We start from the raw sequence: 24140 nt of genomic DNA, 5'->3' as shown, positions 1-24140 counted from the left end.
CCTCTTTCTCCTGACCGCCGTGTTGCCGCCGCGGGGGGGTGCCCAGGCGGGGGGGGGGCGGGGGGGGCGGGCCCCCCATCGACCAGGCGGTGTCGCTTCAGGACCGGGGGCTTTTCAGGTTCCGTGCGGTGAGTCCGATGAGCGTTGTTCTTCTTGCGGGGGAGCCTCCCAGGTGGCGGTGATGTCGCGGGCGACATCACGTAGGAGGTCGATCAGCATGTCTGCGAGTGGTGTGAGGCTGGCGTCGGTTCTGGTCAGGGCGTAGAGCTGGCGGTAGGGCCTGGGGTGGGCCAGTTCGCGATGGGTGGTGCCGGGCGCATGGGTCAGGGCCAGGCGCGACACCAGAGCCACAGCGCTGCCTGTGCCGACGAGGGCCTGGACGACGTCGTAGGACTCGGTCTCGAATCGCACGGTGGGAGTGAAGCCGGCCTCGCGGGCAGCGTCGTGGAACTGTTCGCGGGCGGCGTGGCCGGCCAGGATGGAAACCCACGATTCGTCGCGCAGTTGTTTCAGGCGCAGTTCGGTGTCCGCGGGCTGCCTGGTGGCCAGTGGGTGGTCGTCGGGGAGAACCACGACCATCGGGTCCAGCAGGAGCGGGTGGGCGCGTAGGTGCGGGGGCGGCGCGAGCGGTGTGCCCCAGGACGCGACGATGGCGAGGTCCAGGCGCCCTGCGCTGATCTCGTCCGCTCCGCGTCCGGACACCACGTCCACGACGGAGACGTCAGCGTCCGGATGGCGGTGCCGCAGGGCCGTCAGGGCGGGTGGCAGCAGGTGCAGGGCAGCCGCCTGGAACGTTCCGATCCGCAGCCGTAGGGAGAGGTGACCGAGCAGTGCGGCCAGTTGCGCCTCGGCCTTGTCCGACGCCTCCTCCACGGTTCGGCCGTGGGAGGCGAGCAGCGTACCGGCGGCGGTGAGCGTTGCTCCGCGAGGACCACGGATGACCAGGGGCACCTGCCAGTCGCGCTCGGCCTTGACCACCTGCTGTGTGACCGCCGCGGGCGTGAGCTGGAGGGCATGAGCCGCCGCCGTCAAGGAGCCGTGCCGCTCGATCAACGCGAGAAGCCGGAGCTGTCCCGGGTCCACCACCATTCACTAATCCTAACGCTGCTCCCTTCTCTTTTAACTTCTCTTACGAGTACGGGGGAGGAAGCCTGGTGGTGCACCCATCGACCGCGACCCCTGGAAGGGTTCTTTCCCCATGCCTACGCATGTGCCCGTTTTCGTCGCCACCACATTGCTGCTGGCGATGCTGCCAGGCGCGAGTACAGCCATGATGATCCGGCAGGTTCTGGAAGGCGGGCAACGCACAGTCCGAGGCACGCTCGTGGGCAACGCCACCGGCTTCCTGCTGTGGTCCACGGCCGCCGCGGCCGGGCTGTCCGCTGTCCTGCTGGCCAGCCCGCGCGCGTACGCGGGACTCCGGATCGCAGGCGGCATCGTGCTGATGATCCTCGGGGCGAACACGCTGCGGACCGCGCACGCCACCGTCTCCACCCGTCCGCCCCGCGAGGGCGGGCTCCGCACCGGCTTCGCGGGCGGATACCTCACCGGCCTGAGTACCAACCTCGGCAACCCGAAGGCCGGCGTGTTCGCCGTCTCGGTGCTGCCCCAATTCGTGACGGCGAAGGGCCCGGTGTTCCTGTCGACCGTCGCCCTGGGAGCTCTGTGGGCGCTCGTCAGTGCCTCTTGGTACCTATTGCTCACCTGGGCCGTCGGCCGAGGGCGCGCCTTGGTGTCGCGGCCGACCGTCCTGCGGGGGCTCAGTGTGACGACCGGCGTCGTCCTGCTTGGGCTGGGCGCCGCGGTGGCAGCGGGTGTCTGAAGGCCGGGCCGGTACTTCTTTCAGCAACCGACCGCGTGGGCATCTGCCGCCCATGTACAGCGGCAGCCATGAGGTTGCCCTGCAGGCTGGTGGCGACGGAGCACACCAAGACGGTCGTCCCGGTTTCACCGCCCAGTCAGCTCCAGGGCCAGGGGACGCCGTTGGTCCTGCTGGCGGGCCAGGCCAACAACCACCACTGGTGGGACGCGATTCGTGCCGACTTCCATCCCGCTCGCAGTACCCTCACGCTCGACTACCGCGGCACCGGCGACAGCGACAAGCCCGACAGCACCGAACTGTTCGCCCAGGACGTCATCGCCGTCCTCGACGAACTCCACATCGACCGGGCCGACGTCTACGGCGCGTCCATGGGCGGACGGGTGGCCCAGCAGTTCGCGGCCCGCCACCCCCACCGGGTTGGCGCCCTGGTTCTCGGCTGCACCTCACCCGGCGGCCCGCACAGCGTCGAACGGGGCAACGCGACCGGCACGACGCCTGGGACATCCTGCCGGACATCAGCGCACCCATCCTGGTCGTCCACGGAAGCGACGACCTGCTCAACCCCACCGCCAACGCACCCCTGCTCACCGACCGCATCCCCAACGCCCGACTCCATCTGATCCCCGAAGCCCGGCACGCCTACTTCGAGGAGTTCCGCACCCACGCCAGCCCCCTCGTCCTGGACTTCCTCACCACCGCGTACAAGCCGTAAGAACCGCAAAGGGGGACGCCTCGTTACCGGCCAGTCCAGGTGGCCGTGGCCGCTGCGGTGCAGCCGGCCGCCTCAGTCGGCAGGTCGTCGCTCACCGGAAGAAGATCGTCTGCCTGGCTTTTCCCGGCGGGCGCTGACACGCGAATACCGGCACGCGCCAAGGTGCCCCGGCCGGGGTCCGGGCCACCTTGGACCGATGGGGTCAGGCGGGCTGCGTGGCGGGCGTCGCCGGAGCGGCCGCGACCTTGCGGGTCTCGTGCATCATCAGCAGGCCGTTGACCACCATCAGCGTCGCGGTCGGGCCGTGGATGCCGAGCGCGGTGGCCACGGAGCCGTGGTGGGCCAGCACGGTGGTCATGTCGCCGTACGCGGCGAGGGCCTCCACCAGCAGTACTCAGCCCAGCACCCGGCGGTGGCCCGTCACCAGCAGGATGCGCGAACATCGCCGTATTCGGGTCCAGGCTCCGCAGCTTGGCCATCTTCGGTACTTCCTCTCGCTATCGGTCCCCTGGACTGTCAACACGTGTTGGCCTACACTTGTTGGCATGACGGACGTTCCGGAGAACCATCGGGTCGCACGGCGTTCCGACGCCACCCGCGCCACGATCCTCGCCGCGGCCCGCGAGCGGTTCGCGGCGGACGGCTACGAGAAGGCGACCATCCGGGCCATCGCACGCGACGCGAAGATCGACCCGTCGATGGTGATGCGTTACTACGGCAGCAAGGCCGACCTGTTCGCGGCGGCCGTCGCGATCGACCCCGGGCTGCCCGGCCTGTCCCTCGAACCACGAGAGGCGATCGGCCGTACGCTGGTGAGCCACTTCCTCACCTTGTGGGAGGAGAACGGGGAGCTCACCGCGCTGATGCGGGTCGGCGCCACCGACCCGGCCGCCGCCGATCGCATGCAGAGCGTGCTGCGCGATCAGCTGATCCCGCTGGCCCGCCGGGTGGGCCCCGAACCGGAACAGGCACCGTCGCGGGCGGCACTGTGCGCCTCGGCCGTGCTGGGACTCGCGCTGACGCGCTATGTGCTGCGGTTCCCGGCGAGCGTGGCGCTCGGCCGCGAGGAGATCGTGGACTGGCTCGGACCCACGGTCCAGCGGTACCTCACCGCACCCACGCCCTGAAGAACGCGTCGAAGGCGCCTACCGCGACCTCGGTCACGGCGGGTGCCCTCGAAGGGAAAGCTGAAAGGGCCAGCCCTGCGGCCTGTCAAAAATCCTGACAGCAACACCGGTTTCCTGGTCCGTTCCTGCTCGGAGCCCGAACCGTGCCTCTCGATAGTCATGCGGCGCATTGACCCCACAGCGCCATCGCGGTTGCATGCTTGTGGCCCTCCGGTGGGGAGCCGGGGAGAAGGGCCGTGTCCTGCCTTAGGGGAAAAATGAGGGGAAACGCGAATCGGGGCGCCACCAGACGCGTGCGGGCCGTCTTAAGCGCCACGGTCGTGGTCTGCGCGGTCACGATTGTGCTGCCCGGAGCCGCTTCGGCTGAGCCCATGACCGTGCCGGGCGTCGCGAGCGACAGCGGAGCCGGGGTCGAGCGGATCAGTGTCGCGACCGACGGCACCCAGGGCGACGGCGACTCCGCCGGGGCCACGATCACGACCGACGGTCGGCGTATCGCCTTCTCGTCGTTGGCGAAGAATCTCACCCCTGCCAACCCGGTGACATGGGAAAGGGTGTTCGTCCGCGACCAGCGGACGAGCCAGACCGCGCTGATGAGCAGCATCACTCCGACGAATCAGGGCCCGGTGATCAGCGGTGACGGGCAATACGTCGCCTTTTGGGGGCTGTTGCAAAGAGACACGAAGTCCTTCCTGTCCCAGGTGAGCTCGGGAAGCACGATCGGCATCAACTGCCCGGGCCTCAGCTGCAGCCAGCCGTCGCTGAGCGCGGACGGCCGCTACGTCGCCCAGGTCGCCACCTTCAATCGACCGCCGTCCCGGCAGCGCATCGAGGTACGGGACTGGCGCGCCGACACCACGGAGGCCGTCGCCGAGTTCGGGCACACCGTCTCGGCCCGGCCGTCCATCAGCGGCGACGGCCGCTTTGTCGCCTACCAGGACGGCCAGGGGGAGGACGTCTTCGTGTGGGACCGGACCGACGACACCTCCTCCGGCCCGATCGAGGGCCCGTCCAAGGCGGCGACCCTCGTCCAGATCAGCAAGGACGGCAGCAAGGTCGTCTACCTTTCGGGCTCCGACACCTACGTCCACGACGAGAGCTCGGGCACCAGCCAACTGGTGCCGAACGTGCGGGGCGTGGCCATCGACCCCGCCGGCCGCTATCTGCTGTACGCCCCACACGACACGAGCGGACCGTCGCTCATGCTGCGCGACCTGGAGACCGGCACCGACGAGATCGTCTCGAACCAGCTCGCCTCGGCCGGGACCGACGCGGTCAGCGCCGGTGGGCGCGACGTGGTCTTCCAATCCACGGCCGACGACATCGTGCCCGGCGACACCAACGGCAAGTCGGACGTTTTCATCCGCCGCTTCTACTGATCGGCCCTCAGGGAGTATCCGAACGGAAATCAGCGGCAGCCGCTGACCGGCTCATGGTCCGGCTGTAGCCGCAAGGGCGTTGACGCGACTCTCGTACTCGCGGCAGGCCTTGCGCCGTGCTGGGACCGCCGAGACACCATGGGCGCCGTTGAGAGGCTGGCAGCGGGTGAGGAGCCGGCCGGTGGACCGCGGGCGCGGCGCTCACGCGCAGGGTGTAGCCCTGGCTGCGCCGTACGGTCAGGCCGTGGTCGAGCGCGGCCTGCTCGGCGGGCCCCAGGTCGGTGGCGCGGAGGAAGTCAGCGACCTTGCCCGGCATGTCGAGGGTGACCGGCAGCTCCGGGCTGGGTCGTCTTCACCGCTGGCGGTGGTGTGCTCGGGCATGAGGTCGGCGACGGCCGTGCGGGTGGCGCCGCGGCTGACGCCGATGTGCACGGTGTCGCCCGGCCGCGCGTACGTCAGCAGCTCGCCGAACTTCGGCCGTTGGAGCGGGTGGAGACGGCTGGAGGGTTCTTCGCAGCGATGGCCGAGACCGAGCGCGAGAACATCCGCGAGGCCACCCTCGAAGGACTCGACACCGCGGCCCGCAAGGGAAACCACCGGGGTCCCACGGCCGCCGCAAGGGACAGAGCCCCAGCCTCTCCAGCATCTACCGGGCGTACGCCGACTTCGCCGCCCTCCAGCAGCGCGACCGCAACACCAAGTAGTTACTCAGCGCCACACGCCACCTGACGGTAGCTGTACGAGAACGGTGCCCTATCCCGCGCTGCGCGGCGACAGCCGCCGTGTGATCCGGTCGAACAGCTCCGTCAGCGGCTCGCCGACGTCCCGGCCGAACTCGGTCAGCCCGTAGGTGACCTGGGGCGGCGTCGTCGGCTCGACCTTGCGCCAGACCAGGCCGTCCTGGACCAGCGCGCGCAGGGTCTGGGCGAGCATCTTCTCGCTGATGCCCTGGATGCTCTCGCGCAGCTCGTAGAACCGGAGGTTATTGCTCCGCAAGGAGATCAGCACCCAGACGCCCCACCTGCTGGTCACATGGTCGACCACATCGCGCGCGGGGCAGTCGGTGTGAAACACGTCATACCGCTCCCCGGCCTCGGGCTGTCTGTGCTGCACGCCTCCTGACATGTCATGAGCTTACCTCGAGGTATGTCCTTACCAAAAGTTAGCCTGTGCTCCTAGCGTGAAGGCCACAGAGGACACCTGACAAGGAGCTGATCATGATCGTGGTGACCGGGGCTACCGGGAACATTGGCCGGCCGTTGACGCAGGCGCTGGCCGAGGCGGGCCGGCAGGTGACGGCGGTGTCACGGCACACGGCAGCGGTGCCGAACGGCGTTCGCCACCTCGTGGCCGACCTGGCCGAGCCGGCCGGCCTCAAGCCCGCGCTGGCCGGGGCGAAGGCGCTGTTCCTGCTGCTGTCCGGCGATCTGCACGCCACTGGAGCCAGCCCTGCCGACATCATCGGCGAAGCCGCGGACAGCGGGGTCCGCCGGGTCGTCCTGCTCTCCACGCTGGGCGTGGTGACCAGGCCCTTCGGCCCAACGCGGATCGCGATGCGCGCGCTGGAGGACATGCTGCGGGAGTCCGGCCTGGAGTGGGCCATCCTGCGGCCGGGCGGCTTCGCCTCCAACGCACTGTGGTGGGCCGAGTCCGTCCGCGCGCAACAGGTCGTCGCCGCGCCCTTCGGCGACATCGGGGTGCCGATCATCGACCCGGCGGACATCGCCGCGGTCGCGGCGGCCTGCCTGCTGGATGACCGGCACACCGGCGGCGTGTACGAGCTGACCGGCCCGGAGGTGATCACTCCGCGCCGGCAGACGGAGGCCATCGCCGCAGCGCTGGGCTCGCCGGTGAGGTTTCACGAGCTCACCCGCGACGAGGCCAAGGCCGCCATGACCCAGAACATGCCGGCGGAGCTCGCCGACGACACTCTGGACATCCTCGGTTCCCCGAGCCCGGCCGAGCTGCGTGTCAGCCCGGACGTCCAGCGGGTGCTCGGCCGCGCCCCGCGTGCCTTCGCCGACTGGGCCGCCCGCAACGTCGCCGCGTTCCGCTGAGCGTCAGAACGTGGGTTCAGCAAGCAGACCCGCAAAGAGGAGGTAGTCGCAGAACACGGAGATCGGAGCGAGGACGGCCAGGAGGAGCCGGGGCGCGTCCCGACGTTGCCAGGTGGCGACGTAATCGGCGATCAGCAAGCCGGCCGTCAGGACGAGACCCACCTGATAGACATTGATGGCGACATCGAAGCTGTCCTCGAAACGCTCCAGTTCGGCACCGCCGCAGGGATCGCAGGCCATGGGGGACAGCCCGACGAAAGCGGTGGCGATCAGGGCCATGGGCAGGGTGACGAGAGTGGACAGCAACGGGGCGATCCATCCCCTCCGCCTCATCCGGAACTCAGACGACTCCTCGGTCATACCCCTCATTCAAGCCACCCAGGGAGCCGGAGAACATGAGCGGTCCTACTCAGATCGCGGCGTGGCGGGCACCGCCGAGGGTGCCGACGGCAGCCGGTAGGTGGCACAGGCGGCCGGGACCCGCACCCCGCTGAAGCGGAGGTGGGCGAGGCGGCGGTGGAACGCGGCGCCGTGCATCAGGTGGCGCGCCACGTCGGCGACATGGCGTCGGCCGGGGTCGGCCAGGACGGAGCCCGCCGCCCAGTCGTTGAACGCGCCCATCGCCGGACCGCACCAGACCTGGTAGTCGCCGGTGCGCTCGGTGCCGGTGACGGCCCAGCGGGACGACTGGCCGAGGTACCAGCGGAAGACCAGGGCCATCCGGTGCCTGGCGTCGAGTTCGGCGCGGAGGAGTTGTTCGGGGTGGTGTTCGGTGAGATAGTCCGCGGTTTCCCGCCAGACCTCGGACAGCGGGCGCTGGAACACCTTCGTCTCCAGGCGCCGGCGGTCCGCGGCGGGCAGTTCGTCCAGGCCGGCGTGGGCGCGGTAGAGCTCGTGCAACCGGCGCGCCCGGCCGGCGAAGAGGCTGCCGCTGCGCAGGACCTGGACCTCGGCGCCCATCTCGAACATGTCGGCGGCCGGGGCCATCGCGTAGTCGGCGGGCCCGGCCGCGGCGAGCAGCGCCTTGACCGCCGGTGAGGTGCCCGCCTCCAGGCAGGCCTGGTTGACCGAGCCGGTGACGACGTACGCGGCGCCGAGGCTGAAGGCGGCCAGGGCCGCCTCCGGAGTGCCGATGCCGCCGGCCGCGCCGACCCTTACGGGCGGCGTCGCGGGGCCGAGCTCGCGGGCGATGCGGTCCCGCAGCCGCAGCATCGCGGGCAGCGCGGTGATCAGTGGGCGGCGGTCGGTGTGCCCCGCGGAGTCCGCCTCGACGGTCAGGTCGTCCACCATCGGGACCAGCCGCGCCAGCGCCACCTGCTCGGCGGTGATCTCACCACGGTCGAACAGGGCGCGGACCATCGGTTCGGGGGCCGGTCGGAGGAACAGTTCGGCCACCTCCGCGCGGGACACCTTGGCGATCAGCCGGTTGTCGGCGCACGCCCCGCCCCCGGGGCCGGGGCGCAGCCCCGCCACCCGGTAGCGGACCAGATCGGGGGTGAGCTGGACGAACGCCGAGGCCTCGACGCAGCGCAGCCGGTGACTCAAAAAGAGGTCGACAACCGCTCGCTCCAGGCGCGGGGCGTGCGGTGTGTGGATGAGATTGGCGGCGTAGGGCAACCCACCTGGAGCGCCGCTCTCGCGAGCGAGCCGGGTCAGGGCCTGCTCGACCCGCTCGGGGGGCAGGCCCGCGGCGCCGAACGAGGCGAGGAAACCGACGCGGGCCAGCGCGGCCACCAGCTCCTCGGACGCGATACCGGCGGCCATGGAACCGGCGAGATACGCATGGGACACGCCGTGCCGGCGCCGGAAGCCGGAGTCGCCGAGCTGCGTGGACGGCATGGGCCCGGCGACGGCCAGCGGGGTCAACGGGCCGCCCGCGACGGGAGGTTCGGAGGTGGCGCCGATCCGGTCCCCGTTCCGGACGATGTAGCAGGGGGCGTCCAGGTCGGCGAGGACGGCGTACACCCCGTCCGGGTCGTATCGCACCGTCATCGCGGCACCTGCCCTTCCGCCGTCCCGCCGGTCGGCAGGATCTCGACGCCGATGTTGTCCACCTGGTAGATCCGCAGGTCGTCGCGCCATACGCTGCCGTCGGCGACCAGGAGAAGACCGTCTCCACAAGGCTCCACCCGGCGGATATGAACCTCGCCGCGCATCCGGCGGTGACCGGGCGTGATCTGCCCTCGGTACTTCCAGGCCAGCTCGACGTGGGCCGCGGGCCGCGCGGCCGGGTCCGGCAGGGCATCGGCGAGGCCGGTGTGCATCGCGTACGCCGCGACGGACTGGAACAGCGCCTCCACACCCACCGAACCGGGCATCACCGGATCGAAGCGGAAGTGGTGCGCCATGAACCAGTCGTCCTTGGGCACCGTCCGCTCCCACAGGAGGTATCCGGCGCCGTGTTCACCGCCGTCCGGCACCAGATCGGCCTCCTGCAGCAGCGCGAACCGGCCGCGGCCGAGCCGGGTGTCGTGGGAGAGGTCGAGCCGGCGCAGCCCCTGGGGCCGCGTCGGAAGGCGGTCCAGCCAGGGCGGTACGCACCGTCCGCCGTCGAGCCCCTGCTGGTTGTCCAGGACCTCCTTGGTGAGGAAGCCGTGGACCGACTCGCCCGAGTAGACCGGCCCGTCGGGAAGGCCGAGTTCGTAGGTGTAGCGGTGGAGGATCGCCCCCGGCAGCTTCGAGTGGTCGGCCAGCGTGATGCGGTGCCGCAGGGCGAGGCCGCGCGGGTCGGCGTGGCGGAGCAGGGTGGCGCGGCCCTCCAGGTTCCGGCAGACGAAGGCGCTGTCGAGATGCTGGTTGAGGATGCCCTGAACGGCGCTCAACTGGGCGGCGGCCTGGAGGCTGGACTCCATGTACAGGAGGTTGGGCACGGCGCCGGACCCGTTCTCCCGACAGAACCAGGGGCCGGGGTGGACGGCGTACTCGCTGGTGAGGGTGGCGCCCGGGCGGAATTCGAGAGGGTCGGCGTCGTAGTCGAGCGCCTGGTCGACCATCAGCAGATCGCCGCGCGGCAGCCGGGGCCGCACGGTCACCGGGGACACCGAGGTCGCCTCGGGTTCTCCGGTGAGGGCCGAGAGATCGCCCTCGGCCGAGTGGGCGAGCAGCATCCGCTGACGTGCGCCGCGCTGCCGCAACGACTCGTGGGCGGCGGGGGAGTCCCGCGCCTCCCAGATCGTCAGGGCGCCGAGGTCGCTGCCCGGCGGTTCCTGGAGGGCCACGCCGATGCCGTGCAGACGGGCCACCGGCCGGTCGCCGGCGAGGACGACGGCGTCGGCGATCGCATGCGGGCGCGGTACGAGCCCCACCTCGGCCACGTCGACCTCGCAGCGGAGGGCGGCGCCGAGCGCGGTCGGGTCGATCACCTCGATGGCGGCCGGGCCACCGGCCCAGGGCTGGAAGCGCGGATCGGGCAGGCACAGATGCAGCCCGCAGGACAGCGCGTACACCTGGAGTACGCCGACGACGGCCTCGGCCAGCAACGGGGTGGCGTCCGCTCCGCGCGCGGGGCCGCCGCCGCGGAAGGTGAGGTCGGCGGTCACCTTGCCCTGCCCGTAACGGCCGCCCTCGCGGGACAGCTCCGTCACGGCGCCGATCAGCCGCGGGGCCGGTCCTGGCAGCCGCGGGCCGGTGCCCTCGCCCTCGAAGTCGGGGCCGAGGACTTCCGCGAGGAATCCGCTGGCGAGGGCCCGCAGGTCCTGCCAGGTCAGCCGGGACCGCCGGGCGTTCGCCAGCGGGCGGAACTGCCGTGGATAGCACGGGACTTGACGCTCGGGCCAGCAGTTCTCGTCCGGCAGCGGCTCGGTCGTGTGGTCGGGAACCAGGAAGCCGGCGGTGCCCGTGGCCTCCACGAGGAGGTCCCCTTCCGCATGGACCTGCCAGTCGAACGTGAAGCGAGTGCCGCGCTCGTCGCGGTGGACGGCCTCGGCGCCGGCCCGCACCCGAAGCTCAGCCCCGGCCTCCGGCAGCTCCCGGTGCCAGCTGAGGTTGGTGCGACCGGGCCGGTAGACGGTGCCGACCGGTGCCAGGCCGCGTTCGCCGAGCAGGGGCAACGCCGCCGTGGCGGCGTCGAGGATCCATGCCGGATCGGCCTGGCCCGCCACGCTGTACGCCGCGTCCGCCGGGATCGTTCGGGCCAGCTCGACGTGTGCCGGGCGGTCCACGGGATGGTGCGGCGCGGGCGCCGCCGGGGGCCGTGTGCCCGGCGCACAGCGCGCGAGGAGGTGCCGCTGGACGGCCTCGTGGGCCTCCAGTACCGCGGCGTGCGCGCGGCCGACCCGCTCGGCGATGTCGCGCGCGAGATGGCTCAGGTCGCCGACGCCCCGCGGGGCGGCTTGTGGAGCGGGCGGAGTCGGCGCGGCGAACGGGACGGGAAGGAGGAACGGCTCACCTTCGAAGCCCAGTTCCTCGGCGGCTTCGAAGCCCCATTCGCCGTTGGGGGCGACGGCAGCGGCGCTGTCGGTGTCAGCCATGCCGCCCCCCGCGCTCCACGGGCAGGAAGATGCCGCTGTCCTTCATCTCCGGCGAGGTGAGGATCATGCCGATCCGGCTCCACCGCTGGAGCACCCTTCCCTCCGGGGTGCAGGCGGTGACCGTGCAGATCAGGTGGAGGGGGCTCTCCTCGACGGATTCGGCGACGAGGACGAACGGCGTGTCCGCGGGCAGCGGCGCGAAGAGCTCGACCCGCTCCACCGACACCGGCAGACAGAGCAGCCCGAGGCGCTGACGGCCGAGCAGCGCCGCCGCCTGGAGCAGCAGATCGGCCAGCGCTGGGCTGTACCTGGCGCCCGCGAAGGCGCCCTGTCCGAAGGCCGGGTCGGCCATCCGGACGGCGAGGACGAGCCTGCCAGGCTGCTCCTCCAGGGTCGGGCCGAGACCGCGCAGGGTCGGCCCGTGGAAGAGGAAGCCGTCGTACGCCTCGTGGGTCTGCGGATCGAAGTCGGGGAGTTCGTACGGCGACAGCTCGATGTCCGGGGACGGCTGGGCGGCCCGCTTCTCGAGCAGGAAGTCCCCGCCGAAGCGGAGCACCGGCGCGGCGCCGTCCCGCTCGCTGCGGAGCCGTACGGCGATGGCGGCCGAGTCCCCGGCCGCGGACGTCTCGGACCTCCTGGGCCTCTCGGGCGGCGTGACCGACAGCAGGAAGCGGTCGTCCTCCGCCGAGCCGTCGAAGACCAGCCCCTTGCTGATCTGGAAGTCGTGGCACTCGACCACGGGCTGCCCGCCGTGCATCGCCTCCACCGCGCGTACGCCCCAGCCGACCGCGGCCGTCAGGGGCAGCACCGGCCAGCCGTGGATGCGGTGGTCGGTGAGCAGCGGCTCGGCGGCGAACTCCGCCAGCCGCCGCTCCACGACCACGCCGCCGGCCGGCAGCGTCTCGCTGCGCCGGTACATGGGCTCCAGCGGGCCGATGACCGTCACCAGGTCCGCGGCGTGCTCGGGGCTCATCTGCTCGGTGAAGTAGCCGGTGCCGGTGTCCCGGGCGAGCAGCGGCACCCCGTGCTGCACAAAGAGCTTCTGGACGCCGGGCGTGGCCATACCGCCGGCCCACGGCCCCCAGGCCAGGGCGGTGCCGTGGCGGTCGGGACGCCTGGCCTTCCAGGCGCAGACGAACCGGCTCAGCGCCTCGTTGGCCAGGGCGTAGTCGGCCTGTCGGAGGTTTCCGTAGATGCCCGAGACGGAGGTGAAGACGACGAGGTGGCGGAGGCGTTCGGCGTCGAGCGCGTCCAGTACGTTGCCGAGGCCGGTCAGCTTGGTGCCGACCACCCGCCCGACGCCCTCCGCGTCCTTGTCGGCGAGGAACTGGTCGGCGAGGACGCCCGCCCCGTGGACGACGCCGGTGACCCGGTCGGAGTGCGGGCGCAGCGCCGTGCGCACCGCGTCGGCGTCGGTCAGGTCCACGGCGATGTACTCGGCCTCCGCTCCCGCGTCGCGCAGGGCGGCCAGGGTGGTACGGATCTCGCGCCCGGCGGTGATCTCGCGGATCTGCCGGGCGATCAGCTCGACGGCGGCCCGCTCCTCCGGGTCCTGGTCGGTGGCGCGCAGATGGTCGGCGGCGGCGGCCTTCAGCTCCTCCCGGCCGTCGAGTCCGGCTGCCCAGTCCGGCTCGTCCGCCAGGGGTGTGCTGCCGAGCAGCAGATAGCCGCAGCGCACCAGCCGCGCGAGGGCGATGGCGCACCAGGCGGTGATGCCCCGCGCGCCGCCGGTGACCAGCAGGGTGTCGTCGGCGGTCAGCTCGGCGGGCGGCTGGATCGCCCCGTCCCGGTCGTCCGGCGCTGCCGTGTCGACCAGCGGGACCGGTTCGGCGACCAGGACCGGCGTACGGCGCCCGGCCGGGTGGCGGGCCACCTCGTGCAGGTCCACGGCGGCGTCGGCGATCTCGCCCGCGAGGCAGCCGCCGGCCTCCTCCTCGGTCAGCTCGGGAGCCAGGTCGACCGTTCGGCAGAAGAGCTCGGGCGCCTCCAGGGCCAGCGACTTGACCAGCCCGGTGACACCGCCGGCCAGCGCCCGGTCGGGCTCGCCGCCCGAGCCGGCGTAGCCGAGCGCGCCGTCGAGCCGGGTGACGGCGACGAACCCGGCGCGGGTGCCGTCGGCCGCCGCCCCGCCGAGGGGCTGACGCAGGTGCTTGGCGATCAGGACGGCGTGGGCCAGGCGGCGTACGGTGTCGTCGCGGTCGGTGCCCGGGTCGCGGCTGAAGGGGAGCAGACACAGGTCGAGGCGCGGCACGGCGGCACCGAGCAGGCCGACCTGCTCCGCCAGGCTCTCCTCGCCCCAGTCGGCCGGCTGCCAGGTGTCCGGTTCGGCCTCGCCGGACGCGATAGGCGTCCCGGGCAGCGCCAGCCGGCCGACCCACCAGCCACGCGACCTGAGCGCCGTGGCGATCCATCCGGCCAACTCACCGCCGTCGTCGACCAGTACGGCGCGGGGCTGCTCGGCATAGGCGCCGAGCAGGACGTCCGGTTCGGGCAGAGCGCGCCAGCCGATATGCGCCCGGCCCAGCGGTACGGAGGTGGCGACGCGGAGATTGGTGGTGGGATTCTTCAGCACCTCGGGGATCAGCGTGGCGAAGTCCCTGACCGTTCGGGCCGCCGTGAAGCGGAAGATCTCCTCTCGGGAGAAGACCGGGTAGCGGCGCCAGAGCTCGGATGCGATCTCCAACTGCTTGAGGGAGTCGATGCCGAGCTCCGTCTGCAGATCGACATCGGGATCGATCATGTCGATCGAGTAGCCGGTCTTCTCGGCCACCACCTCGCGCATCACCTGCTCGATCTCCACGGGATCGAGGTTGGCCAGTTCGGCGCGGAGCTCGGGGTCGATCGCCGCGTCGAAGTCGGTGTCGCGGAGCATTTCCAGCGCGGATTTACCGGTCGAGGCGTCGGCTTCACCGGGTTCACCTGCTTCGTCGGGCTCGACGAGTACGACGCCTTCGAGGGGCTGAGCCGGTGGCGGGATCTCCGGGGGCGCGTCCACCGAGGGGAGCGGACCGGGGTACGACGGCGTTTCGAGCGCATGTCCGTTGGATGTGCCGCCCAGCGAACAACCGGTCGGCGTCGCGCCCGTGGGCAGGCGCAGCAGATCGCTCAGCACCTCGCTGGCACGGGCGTGGGCCTCGCCGAGCGCGAGGCTGTGGTCCCGGACGGCGGTGATCCCGGAGAGTACCGCTTCGGGCGAACCGCCGCCGACGCCCTCGTTCAACAGGCTCACCAGTTGGTCGGCGGTCCGCAGCTGCCCGTCGAGGTAGCGGGTGTGCATCGTCAGGTGTTCGGCCGCTGCGCGCCCCAGCGGATCGTCGTGAGCAGCGGCCACGGGCTGTGGCTCGGCGACGGGTTCCGGCTCCCGGCCGACGGCCCCGGCCACCCGGTACGGCGCGCCGAGGACCCGCTCGTACGCCTCCTGGCGGGCGATCGTGGCGAACTGCGGGCCGTCGAGGACCCGGGCCACCGCGGACGGGGCGGGGCGCGTCGGCACCGGCTCGTCGTACCGGTCGACACCGCTCAGCGGCAGTCCCAGAACGGTCAGTTGGACGGCGGCCTGCTTGAGGGCGAGCGCGCTGTCGCCGCCGGTGCCGATGTCCGTCCAGACGATGTCCACTCCCTGATCGCCGAGCGTCTGCTCGACGAGGTGGGAGAGCGTGCGCTTGGGCCCGAACTCCACGAAGACCCGGAAGCCGTCCGCGTACATCTCCCGCAGTCTGGCCTCGAAGTCGACGGTATTGACGATCTGCCGGGTCAGCACCGCGCGGTTCGCCTGGGGGTCGTCGCCATAGCTCGCGCCCGGCGTGTTCGCGTACACCGGAACCCGCGGGGTACGGAGCGGGATGTCGGAGATCTCGCGGGCGAAGGTGGCGACGGCGTGCTGGACATGCGGGGTGTGGAAGGCCGCCTCGACGGACAGCCGCTGCGCGGGGATACGGCGCTCGCCGCAGGCCGCGGTGAACCGCTCGACGGTGGCCGTGGGACCGCCGACCACCACCACCTCGGGCGCGTTCCGGTTGCACACCGTCAGCTCGCGGAACTCGCCGAGCAGGGCGTCCAGTTGGGCTTCCGAGGTACGTACGCTCGCCATGGCGCCCGAGTCGTGCCCGGGGGTGTCGGCGGGCGGGGCCATCGCCTTGGCGCGGGCCGCCGTGGTGGCGAGGAAACCAGTGTCGTCGAGGCTGTCCGCGGCCCACAGGGCGGTCAGCTCGCCGAAGCTGTGGCCGAGCACCCCGTCCGGCGCGAAGCCCAGCTCGGAGAGATAGCGGAACTGCCCCATCGACAAGGCCCCGATGGCGGGCTGGGCGTAGGCGGTGCGGCGCAGCCGCTCGGAGGCTCGGCGCAGGTCCTTCCCGTCCCGCCCGGGCGCCGGGAAGACGACGTCGGACAGCAGCTCATGATTCCCGTCCGCGTACGGGGCGTTGGCCGCGTCGAAGGCGGCGCGCACCGGCGGTACGGAGAGCAGCGCCTCGCGGCCCATGTTGACGTACTGACTGCCCTGACCGGCGAAGAGTGCCGCCGCCTTGCCGCCCGCGGGGAGCGCGGTGGCGCGGTACCAGATGCCGTCCGCGTGGGTCCAGTGAGCAAGGCCAGGGTGTGCGTCGAACTGCGCGATGGCCTTGGCGAGCAGGTCGGGATAGGTGTCGTCGGTGGCGACGAAGCCCAAACGGGCGTGTTCGGCGGGTATCTCGTCGGGGGCGCCGGGGTGTTCGCCGCGTTCGAGCAGTGCGCGCAGCGCCTCGGGGGTCGGGGCGTGCCAGAGGTGGGTTCGCGGGGTGGTGTGGAGGGTGCGTGTCGCATCGGTCGCGTCGTTGGAGGGCTGGTGTTCCTCCAGTACGGCGTGCACATTGACCCCGCCGAAGCCGAACGCGGACACTCCCGCCCGGCGCACCGAGCGCCGCGGGTCGCGGATCCACGGGCGGGTGGTGGTGTTGACGTACAGCGCCGCGTCCTCCTGCCGGGCCGCGGCGCTGGGGGTGCGGACGTTGATGGTGGCGGGCAGCACCTTGTGGTGGAGGGCGAGCGCCGCCTTGATCAGCCCGGCCGCGCCGGCCGCCGCCTTGGTGTGCCCGATCTGGGACTTCACGCTGCCGACCGCCGCGTACCGCCGGTCCTCGGACGTTGCCATCAGCGTGTTGAGCGCTCCGAGTTCCACATCGTCACCGGTGGTGGTGCCGGTGCCGTGGGCCTCGATCAGCCCGACCGAGGACGGCGGGCAGTCGGCGTCCTCGTAGGCCCGGCGCAACGCGGTGAGCTGGCCGTCTCCGCAGGGCGCGAAGATGCTCTGGGACCGGCCGTCGCTCGAGGTGCCGAGGCCGCGGATGACGGCGTAGACCCGGTCGCCGTCGCGCTCGGCGTCGGCCAGCCGCTTGAGGGCCAGCATCCCGATGCCCTCCCCGACGAGGGTGCCGTCGGCGTCCTCGTCGAAGGGGCGGATCTCGCCGCTCGGTGACAGCGCCGGGGTCTTGCTGAAGCACATGAAGGAGAAGACGGTGTTGTCCGCGTCGGCTCCGCCGGTGATCATGAGGTCGGCGCGATGCCCGACCAGCTCGCTGACGGCCATCCGCAGCGCGGCGAGGGAGCTGGCGCAGGCGGCGTCCACGGTGCCGTTGAACGCGCCGAGGTTGAGGCGGTTCGCGATCCGGCCGGAGACGACGTTGCCCAGGAAACCGGGGAAGGAGTTCTCCGTCCACGACGGGAAGGCCGCCGTGTAGCGGCGCGCGATCTCCTCGGCGTCCCGTTCGCTCAGGCCGCAGCTGAGGGCCGCCGCCTTGAGCGCGGGCGTCTGGAGCCGCGCCGCCAGCGGCATCATGCTGGAGCTGCCCCCGCACACTCCGAGCACCACCCCGGTCCGCGCCGGGTTGTACCAGGTGGAGGCATCACACCCGGCGTCCCGCAGCACATCTTGGGCCACATGGAGGCTGAGCAGCTGGATCAGCCCGGTGGCGTCCAGTGTGTTGGGCGGAATGCCGAACTCGCGGGGGTCGAAGCGGAACGGGGGCAGGAAGCCGCCGCGCCGGCAGTAGGTCTTGTCCTCGGCGAAGGGGTCGGGGTCGAAGTAGTCGTCGACGCTGAACCGGGATGCGGGGACATCCTCGATGCAGTCGGTACCGGCCACGATGTTGTTCCAGAACTCCCGTACGTTCGTCGCCTGGGGGAAGAGTCCCGCCAGTCCCACGATCGCGATCGGGTTTCGGGCCAGCCGGTTGTCGACGGCGTCAGCCAGCATATGGGGCTCTCCTGAGGGGAGATCGGGAAAGGTCCGGGGATGGCCGTGAGGAAGATCAACTGCCGCCGGGAGTCTATGAGATGACAACTCCCGTTTCCACATCCCTTGTTGATCACGTTTCGGTTGCTCCCGAGCAGGTGGAAGCGTGAAGTCTTCGCGGGATGCCTGGTGGGACGGCCCGGGTGGGACGGCCGTGCGACACCGGAAGTTCACCCGTACGAGGGAGGTGGTGGAACGGAAACGCAGCACTCTGGCGGCCGGACACCCGCTGGTGGCCGGGCTGGTAGCCACGGCCGAACTGGCCGCGGCGGGGCGCAAGGTGCTGCTCCTCGACCGCGGGATCGACGACCCGGCCGGCCAGGACCACTGGGCGTAAGTGGGCCGAGGCGTATGTGGACTTCGCCGCCGGAGAGAAGCGGTCCTGGCTGTACGGCCTGGGTGTGCGCTGGTTCCCGATCGTCGGCTGAGCCGAGCGCGGCGGCGGACTCGCGGACGGCCACGGCAAGTCGGTGCCCCGTTTCCATGTCACCTGGGGCACCGGACCGGCCGTCGTCGAGCCGTTCGAGAAGAAGGTGCGGGACGCGGTGGCGGCCTCCAAGTGACCTTCAAGTTCCGGCCCCGCGTCGACGGCATCGTGACGACCCGCGGCGCCGTCACCGGCGTACGCGGCGCCATCCTGGAGCCGAGCGACGCCGCACGCGGCAAGCCCAGCTCCCGCACCGTGGTCGGCGACTTCGAACTCCGCGCGCCAGTCGTGATCGTCACCTCAGGTGGCATCGGCGCCAACCACGACCTCGTACGGCAGAACTGGCCGGACCGCCTCGGGCACCCCGCCGAAGTTCATGGTCACGGGCGTGCCCGCGCATGTGGACGGCCGCATGCTCGCGATCACCGAGAAGGCAGGCGGGCGGATCGTCGGCCACCACGCTGCCCGAACTCGTCGCGGGCATGAAGAAACTCACCGGCGACAACCTCGCCAGACGGGCCGCGCGGCCGCGGCCGCCACCGCGTCCTGAGGGCACCTCCTCCTGACCGCGGCCGCCTCAGTCGTACGCCTTCACGCACAACTGCGTCGCGCCGTCGTCCACCTCCGTGGACCAGTACGTGTTGGAGTCGTACTGCCCGTGGCGGCAGACCTCGGCGCCGGCGCCCGTCGCCCGGTAGATGTCCGTGACGACCAGGATCTCGTTGTACGGGACGGGAACCCTGCGGTCCGTGCAGTTCGGCGACGACAGCATGGCGATGCTGCTGATGGTGTTGCCCTCGTGCTTGGCGAGCAGGCAGTCACCCTGGCGGTACTGGCCGGTGAGGCAGAGCTCGGTCCGCTCACCGCTGCTGGTGGAGTAGTACGACCAAGTGGCCTTGCCCACGCCGGTCGGGCAGTCGCCGGTGGTGCCGGTGACCTTCACCCGTGTCCCGTAGCCGCAGGACGTCGTGTTCGGCTCCTCCTCGCTCCAGTCGTACTTGGTGGTGCCGCCGTAGCCGGTGTCGACGACGTCCAGGCAGTCCCCGTACGAGACGGCCTTGAACGCCTCTTCGGTGGGGTCGGGCTCGGGCTCGGGGGAGGTGGTCTCCGGTTCGGGTTCGGGCTCGGTCTCGGTGTCGTCGAGGCCGCCGCTCGACGAACTGGAGGAGCTGTAGCTGTCGGTGCCGCTGTCGCTGTCGTCGTCGGAGGAACCGTCGTCGCCGCTGGTGGTGCCGCTGCTGCTGGAGAGGGAGACACCTGAGGAGGGGCTGCTCTTCGGGGTGTCGTCGTCCTTCTTGTCCCAGGGATGCCAGATCAGGGCGCCGATGACGAGCGCGACCAGGAGCAGAGCGCCCCAGCCCTCCGAGGAACCCGAACTCTTGGCGGGCCGCTTGGCCGCTGCGGGCTTGGGCGGGGCCTTGGGCGTCCATGTCGTGCTGGTGCTCTTGTTCTTGGCGGTGGTCTCGGTCTTCTCGCGCGCGATCCGCTCGCGTTCCTTGCGCTGCCTCTCCTTGCGCTCGCGTTCTTTCCGCTCGGTTTCCTTGCGTTCCTTCTCCTTCCGCTCCCGTTCCTTCCTCTCCTTCTCCTTGCGCTCCCGCTCCCTGCGTTCCGCCTCTTCCTTCCGCGCCTGTTCCCGGCGCCTGCGCTCCTCCTCTTCCTGGCGCGCGAGCTCCCGCGCCTCCGCCTCCGCCTGCTCCTCGGCCTGCGCCCGCACCAAGGCGTCCCGCTGTTTGCGCAGGGCCTCCAACTGCTCGCGCATCTCGCTGATCGCCTCGTCCGTGCGCTCCGGAGGGCCCTCGGACCTCACCTGAGTCGGCGCTTCGGCCGCGGCGAAGTCCACTGCTCCGTCGCGCAGTTGGCGTCCCTGCTCCGCGTACTCCTCGATCAACGCGGTCCACGCCTGCGGCAGCCTTGGCTCCGCCGACACTTGATCGACGTCGGCGAGGACGTCCCGCAGCACGTCGGACGGGCTGGGACGGCTCTCGGGGTCGACCCGCAGCAAGGGCAGGATCAGCGGTTCCAGCTCCGGCGGCAGCCCGTCCGTATCGAGCTCACCGCGCTGGACGAGGGCGAGGATGCCGAAGGAGTGGTCGGTCTGCTCGTACGGCGGGCGGCCGACCGCGAGGAAGAAGAGCGTGGCGCCCAGGGAGTACATATCGGACGCGGCGGTGGACTTCTTGCCGCACGCCTGCTCCGGCGATGTGAACGCGAAGGTGCCGATGGTCGTCGTCGAGCTGGTGTGGTCGTGGGCGTGCGAGATGCCGAAGTCGATGAGGCGGGGGCCGTCGTGGGGCAGCAGAATGTTCAGGGGTTTGATGTCGCGGTGGACGACCCCCCGGCCGTGCAGCTCGACCAGCGCCCGCGCAGCCGCGGCCGCGACCCAGCGCACCGCGTCGGCGGGCAGCGTACCGGCGTTGACGACGAGTTCGCCCAGGCTGGGCGCCGGTATGAACTCGATGGCGAGCCACGGGCGCTCCGCCTTGGCGTTGGCGTCGAGCACCGTGGCGGTGTACGCGCTGTCCACCCGCCCCGCCAGCTCCACCTCGCGGGCGAACCGCTCCCGGTCCGGCTTGCTCACGAATCCCTCGGCGAGGAGCGTCTTGACCGCGACGAGCCCGTGGTCCACCACGGTTCCGGTGGGTCCGGCGGGGCCGGCGGGGCCGGTGGCGGTCCCGGGGGCCGCCTGTCGGGCGAGATAGATACGGCCCATACCGCCGGTGGCGATCCGCCGCAGCAGCCGGTAGGGGCCGAGCTGCGGCGGATCGTTGGATTCGAGTGAATAGAGCTTCATTCCGGCCATACGGCGTCACTCCCCATGTGCGTCCCCCGTCCGTGCTGTCGCCCGGATGCGCCCCGCGCGCTCTGCGCGCTCGTGCGAATCTGTGATCAAGCCGTGCCAGGGTAGCGGGAGTTACGGAAAACCGTGTTGCCGGAGTGAACGGTGTTGGTGTCAGACCAGATACCGGGAGAAGAACCTCAACGTGCTGTCCCGTTCGAAGGCCGGGACCTCGCCGTGTTTGCCGGGGTTGGCGTGCAGCGTCTTGTCGGCCGAGGCCAAGGCGTCGAACAGCGCCAGGCTCTGCGCCCGCGGCACTCGCTCATCGTCCCACTGCACCAGGAACTCGACCGGGACGGTGATCCGCGCGGCGTCCTCGGCCGAGGCCAGGGCGCCACCCAGGCCCAACACCGCCGCGCGGACCCGGGGTTCGGCGGCAACGAACGGAACGCCGAGCCCGCACCCGAGCGAGACGCCCCAGTAGCCCACCGGCCCGGTGCCGACATGCTCCAGTTGCTGGACCGCGTCCAGGACGGCCCGCCACTCCGGGACGGTCTGGCGGGCCACGAGCGCCTGGAAGCGGGCGATCAGCGGAGCCAACTCTTCCCCCGCCTCCACGCGAGCCTGGTTGTCGGCCGCGACCCGGCTGAACTCCTCGTGCTGCGGCCGGTCGCCGTGGCTGGGCACATCGACAGCCACCGCCGCGAAACCGCACTCGGCCACCAAGCGGTGTGCGAGGGTCAGGACGTCGGGGGCCTTCTTGTGCTGACCGCCACCGTGTCCCAGCAGGATCAGGGGACGGGTGCCGACGACACCCTCCGGAGTCCACAGCGCGCCGGGAATCTCGCCAAGGGTGAAGAGCTGTTCACAGACGCCGTCGGACGACGTCTCAGAGGTGAAGCGCATAGCGTTTCGGGCCTTTCGGGATGCCTTCTGCGGGCACTCCCTAGGCCATGCGGGAGAGGGAGGCCCGACCTGTCACAGCGTTGATCGGTCTCACCTCCTCGGTCAGTAGCGGCGCACGGCGGACCCGAAGGTATCACGTGGCCTGACTCGACCTCTTGGCACGCCCAAATAATTCATTCTTAATGCGATGAGTTGTCGGTGGCGCCCCCGCAGGAGTCCTGTGCATCCCACACCCACCTCGTCCCCCGGCCGCCTCGCCGGCCGGTGTGCGCTGGTCACCGGTGCGGCCTCCGGGATCGGCGCCGCCACGGCCCACCGGCTGGCCGCCGAGGGCGCCCGCGTTCTCGGCGCCGACATCGACGAGAAGGGAGGCGCGGGGGTGGCCGCGGCCATCCGGGACGCCGGTGGCAGTGCGCACTTCCAGCGCTGCGATGTCTCTGACGAGGCGTCCTGGGTGCGGGGCGTCCGGTCGGCGCGCGAGGCGTTCGGGCCCGTGCACGCGCTGGTGAGCAATGCGTACGCCGTCCATGTCGCGGCGGCCCACCGGACCACTGCGGCCGAGTGGAACCGACAGCTCGCCGTGCGCCTCACCGGGTCGTTCCTCGGCGTGCGTGCCTGCCTGGACGATCTGATCCCGACGGGCGGCAGCGTGGTCCTCGTCTCCTCGGTGCACGCCCTGGTGGGACTGCCCGGCCGACCCGCCTACGCCGCGGCGAAGGCCGGACTCACCGGGCTGGCAAGGAAGTTGGCGGTCGAGTACGGCGGCCGGATCCGGGTGAACAGTGTGCTGCCGGGACCGGTCCTGACCAAGGCGTGGGCGGGTATCGGCGAAGCGGACCGGCGGGCATCGGCTCGGGAGACCGCCGTGGGGCGCCTCGGCCGGCCCGAGGAGGTGGCCGCGGCGGTCGACTTTCTCGCCAGTGACGACGCTTCGTTCGTGACCGGCGCCTCGCTTGTGGTCGACGGCGGTTGGAGTGTGCTCAAGAACTCCTCGTGAATGGTTTCGATTGCCGCTGGACCGCGACGCCTTCATGCGCGCCGCCCGCGCGCTCGTGGCACGCCACCCCATCCTGCGCACCCGCTACGTCCGCCGCGATGGCACCGTCACCCAGCGGATGGACGACGCGGCGGGGTTAGAGGCGACCGTCACCGAGCCCATCGCGGACGACAACGCCCTCATCCAGTGGCTGCGCGAGGAGCGGACGCGCCCGCTCGCGCCGGAGGACCCGTACGCGATACGGGTCCACCTTGTACCGGTGGACGAAGAGCAGCACTCTTCGTCCCCACCCGGCCCTGGGGCGCCTTCGATGGATGGTCGCTGACCATCGTGCTGAGCGAACTGGCCGCGCTGTACCGGCAGCTGTCCGGCGGCACCGAGCCCGAACTGCCCCGCGGGGTGAAGTCCTACCGGGGCGCCTCGGTGGACTTCGGTGTGCCCCTCGACGTGCTCACCCGGCTCCGGCAGCTGAGCCAGGAGCACGGCGGCAGCCTTTATATGACGCTGCTGTCGGCGTTCGCCGCGCTGCTGGGCGGCCGTACGGACCACCGCGAGGTGGCGATCGGCTCGCCCGTCAGCCACCGGCCCAGGGCCGAACTGGAGGGGCTGGTCGGATACTTCGTCAACACCCTGGTGATCCGGCTGGACATCGCCGCGGACCGCCCCTTCACCGAGCTACCGGCACAGGGCCCGGCAGGTCACCGCGGAGGCCCACCAGCACAAGGACCTGCCCTTCACCGAACTGGTCAGCGATCTGGTGCCGGAACCCGACCCGGCGCACTCCCCGCGCGCGGATCTGGCCCGGCTGCGAGACCGGGCGGGCCACCGGTGAGCGCCCCGGTGCCCCGGGCTCCCCGGCCCCTGTCGGTGGCGCCGCCACGCGCGATGGGCGCGTTCAACCAGATGGTCGCCGCCACCGGGCCTCACCCCTGCTGCCCACGCCGCTCCCGCGTCGCTCGCTGAGCCCGTCCGGTTCGATCTGCCCGGTGCCGTGCTGGTCACCGCGGGAACCGCATCGCTCGTCTACGGTCTGATGAGGGCGGGGGACGCGGGCTGGGCGACGCGGGCTGGGCGACGCCACCGCCGTACTGCCGCTGCTCGGCCTGGCTTCGGGGGTCGTCAGTGACCTTGCTGCTCGTGCCACGCGGCAAGCCGCAGCTGACGGGGGGGCATCATATGCACTGAGGGCAGGCCCCCGCC

At 71.4% G+C, this 24140-nt stretch carries 15 protein-coding genes and 3 pseudogenes; 9 read left to right on the top strand and 9 right to left on the bottom strand.

Annotated features, from left to right (window positions below; all coding sequences use genetic code 11):
- Nucleotides 1–114: 114 nt before the first annotated feature.
- Nucleotides 115–1089 (bottom strand): LysR family transcriptional regulator, encoded by a 975-nt coding sequence (locus ACFV2X_RS01555; protein WP_385609910.1) that lies wholly within the window; start codon nucleotides 1087–1089, stop codon nucleotides 115–117.
- A 109-nt stretch (nucleotides 1090–1198) separates the two neighbouring features.
- Between ACFV2X_RS01555 and ACFV2X_RS01550 the strand changes: the two genes are divergently transcribed.
- Nucleotides 1199–1822 (top strand): LysE family translocator, encoded by a 624-nt coding sequence (locus tag ACFV2X_RS01550; RefSeq protein WP_385609908.1) that lies wholly within the window; start codon nucleotides 1199–1201, stop codon nucleotides 1820–1822.
- Between the two features lie 68 nt (nucleotides 1823–1890).
- Nucleotides 1891–2534 (top strand): annotated as a pseudogene (locus ACFV2X_RS01545) (alpha/beta fold hydrolase).
- A 202-nt stretch (nucleotides 2535–2736) separates the two neighbouring features.
- Here the strand turns inward: ACFV2X_RS01545 and ACFV2X_RS01540 are convergent.
- Nucleotides 2737–2967: pseudogene (locus ACFV2X_RS01540) on the bottom strand (DUF4267 domain-containing protein); the annotation flags it as partial.
- Nucleotides 2968–3079: 112 nt separating this feature from the next.
- Here ACFV2X_RS01540 and ACFV2X_RS01535 point away from each other — a divergent pair.
- A complete protein-coding gene (locus tag ACFV2X_RS01535; protein ID WP_385609905.1) occupies nucleotides 3080–3661 on the top strand; it encodes a TetR family transcriptional regulator in 582 nt (193 codons plus the stop codon).
- 371 nt (nucleotides 3662–4032) lie between these two features.
- Nucleotides 4033–5040 (top strand): hypothetical protein, encoded by a 1008-nt coding sequence (locus tag ACFV2X_RS01530; protein ID WP_385609902.1) that lies wholly within the window; start codon nucleotides 4033–4035, stop codon nucleotides 5038–5040.
- Between the two features lie 753 nt (nucleotides 5041–5793).
- Here the strand turns inward: ACFV2X_RS01530 and ACFV2X_RS01525 are convergent.
- Nucleotides 5794–6165 carry a winged helix-turn-helix transcriptional regulator gene (locus tag ACFV2X_RS01525; RefSeq protein ID WP_385609899.1) on the bottom strand — a complete coding sequence of 124 codons (372 nt, stop codon included), beginning with the start codon at nucleotides 6163–6165 and terminating at the stop codon, nucleotides 5794–5796.
- A gap of 92 nt (nucleotides 6166–6257) precedes the next feature.
- Here ACFV2X_RS01525 and ACFV2X_RS01520 point away from each other — a divergent pair, with 92 nt between their 5' ends.
- Nucleotides 6258–7097: an SDR family oxidoreductase gene (locus ACFV2X_RS01520; RefSeq protein ID WP_385609897.1), complete on the top strand. Its 840-nt coding sequence runs from the start codon at nucleotides 6258–6260 to the stop codon at nucleotides 7095–7097.
- Between the two features lie 3 nt (nucleotides 7098–7100).
- Here ACFV2X_RS01520 and ACFV2X_RS01515 read toward each other — a convergent pair whose 3' ends face one another.
- From ACFV2X_RS01515 to ACFV2X_RS01500, 4 genes are read right to left on the bottom strand one after another with little or no spacing between them, the layout of a single operon-like run.
- Nucleotides 7101–7457, bottom strand: coding sequence for a hypothetical protein (locus tag ACFV2X_RS01515; protein ID WP_385609895.1), 357 nt, complete (start codon nucleotides 7455–7457; stop codon nucleotides 7101–7103).
- Nucleotides 7458–7502: 45 nt separating this feature from the next.
- Nucleotides 7503–9089 carry a PfaD family polyunsaturated fatty acid/polyketide biosynthesis protein gene (locus ACFV2X_RS01510; RefSeq protein WP_385609893.1) on the bottom strand — a complete coding sequence of 529 codons (1587 nt, stop codon included), beginning with the start codon at nucleotides 9087–9089 and terminating at the stop codon, nucleotides 7503–7505.
- Nucleotides 9086–11566 carry a hypothetical protein gene (locus tag ACFV2X_RS01505; RefSeq protein ID WP_385609889.1) on the bottom strand — a complete coding sequence of 827 codons (2481 nt, stop codon included), beginning with the start codon at nucleotides 11564–11566 and terminating at the stop codon, nucleotides 9086–9088. The genes ACFV2X_RS01510 and ACFV2X_RS01505 overlap by 4 nt, the downstream gene beginning before the upstream one ends.
- Nucleotides 11559–17795, bottom strand: a complete 6237-nt coding sequence (locus ACFV2X_RS01500) for a beta-ketoacyl synthase N-terminal-like domain-containing protein (protein WP_385609887.1) — start codon at nucleotides 17793–17795, stop codon at nucleotides 11559–11561. Before ACFV2X_RS01500 ends, ACFV2X_RS01505 begins: the two co-directional genes overlap by 8 nt.
- A 229-nt stretch (nucleotides 17796–18024) precedes the next feature.
- Between ACFV2X_RS01500 and ACFV2X_RS01495 the strand changes: the two are divergent.
- Nucleotides 18025–18712: pseudogene (locus ACFV2X_RS01495) on the top strand (FAD-binding protein); the annotation flags it as partial.
- Between the two features lie 126 nt (nucleotides 18713–18838).
- Here the strand turns inward: ACFV2X_RS01495 and ACFV2X_RS01490 are convergent.
- On the bottom strand, nucleotides 18839–21061 hold the full coding sequence (locus ACFV2X_RS01490) for a protein kinase (protein WP_385609885.1): 2223 nt from the start codon (nucleotides 21059–21061) through the stop codon (nucleotides 18839–18841).
- 150 nt (nucleotides 21062–21211) lie between these two features.
- Nucleotides 21212–21943, bottom strand: coding sequence for a dienelactone hydrolase family protein (locus ACFV2X_RS01485; RefSeq protein ID WP_385609882.1), 732 nt, complete (start codon nucleotides 21941–21943; stop codon nucleotides 21212–21214).
- A gap of 220 nt (nucleotides 21944–22163) precedes the next feature.
- Here ACFV2X_RS01485 and ACFV2X_RS01480 point away from each other — a divergent pair, with 220 nt between their 5' ends.
- The 3 genes from ACFV2X_RS01480 to ACFV2X_RS01470 are packed head-to-tail and all read left to right on the top strand — an operon-like array spanning nucleotide 22164 to nucleotide 23903.
- On the top strand, nucleotides 22164–22940 hold the full coding sequence (locus ACFV2X_RS01480) for an SDR family NAD(P)-dependent oxidoreductase (RefSeq protein WP_385609879.1): 777 nt from the start codon (nucleotides 22164–22166) through the stop codon (nucleotides 22938–22940).
- A 10-nt stretch (nucleotides 22941–22950) separates the two neighbouring features.
- On the top strand, nucleotides 22951–23265 hold the full coding sequence (locus tag ACFV2X_RS01475; RefSeq protein WP_385609876.1) for a condensation domain-containing protein: 315 nt from the start codon (nucleotides 22951–22953) through the stop codon (nucleotides 23263–23265).
- A 5-nt stretch (nucleotides 23266–23270) separates the two neighbouring features.
- The gene (locus ACFV2X_RS01470) at nucleotides 23271–23903 is read left to right on the top strand and encodes a condensation domain-containing protein (protein WP_385609873.1); all 633 of its coding nucleotides are present in this window, start codon (nucleotides 23271–23273) and stop codon (nucleotides 23901–23903) included.
- Nucleotides 23904–24140 lie beyond the last annotated feature (237 nt).

It is taken from the genome of Streptomyces sp. NPDC059679, assembly GCF_042734105.1.
Classification (GTDB): domain Bacteria; phylum Actinomycetota; class Actinomycetes; order Streptomycetales; family Streptomycetaceae; genus Streptomyces.
The sequence above is the reverse complement of the archived record's forward strand: the minus strand, read 5'-3'. Positions and strand labels throughout refer to the sequence as shown.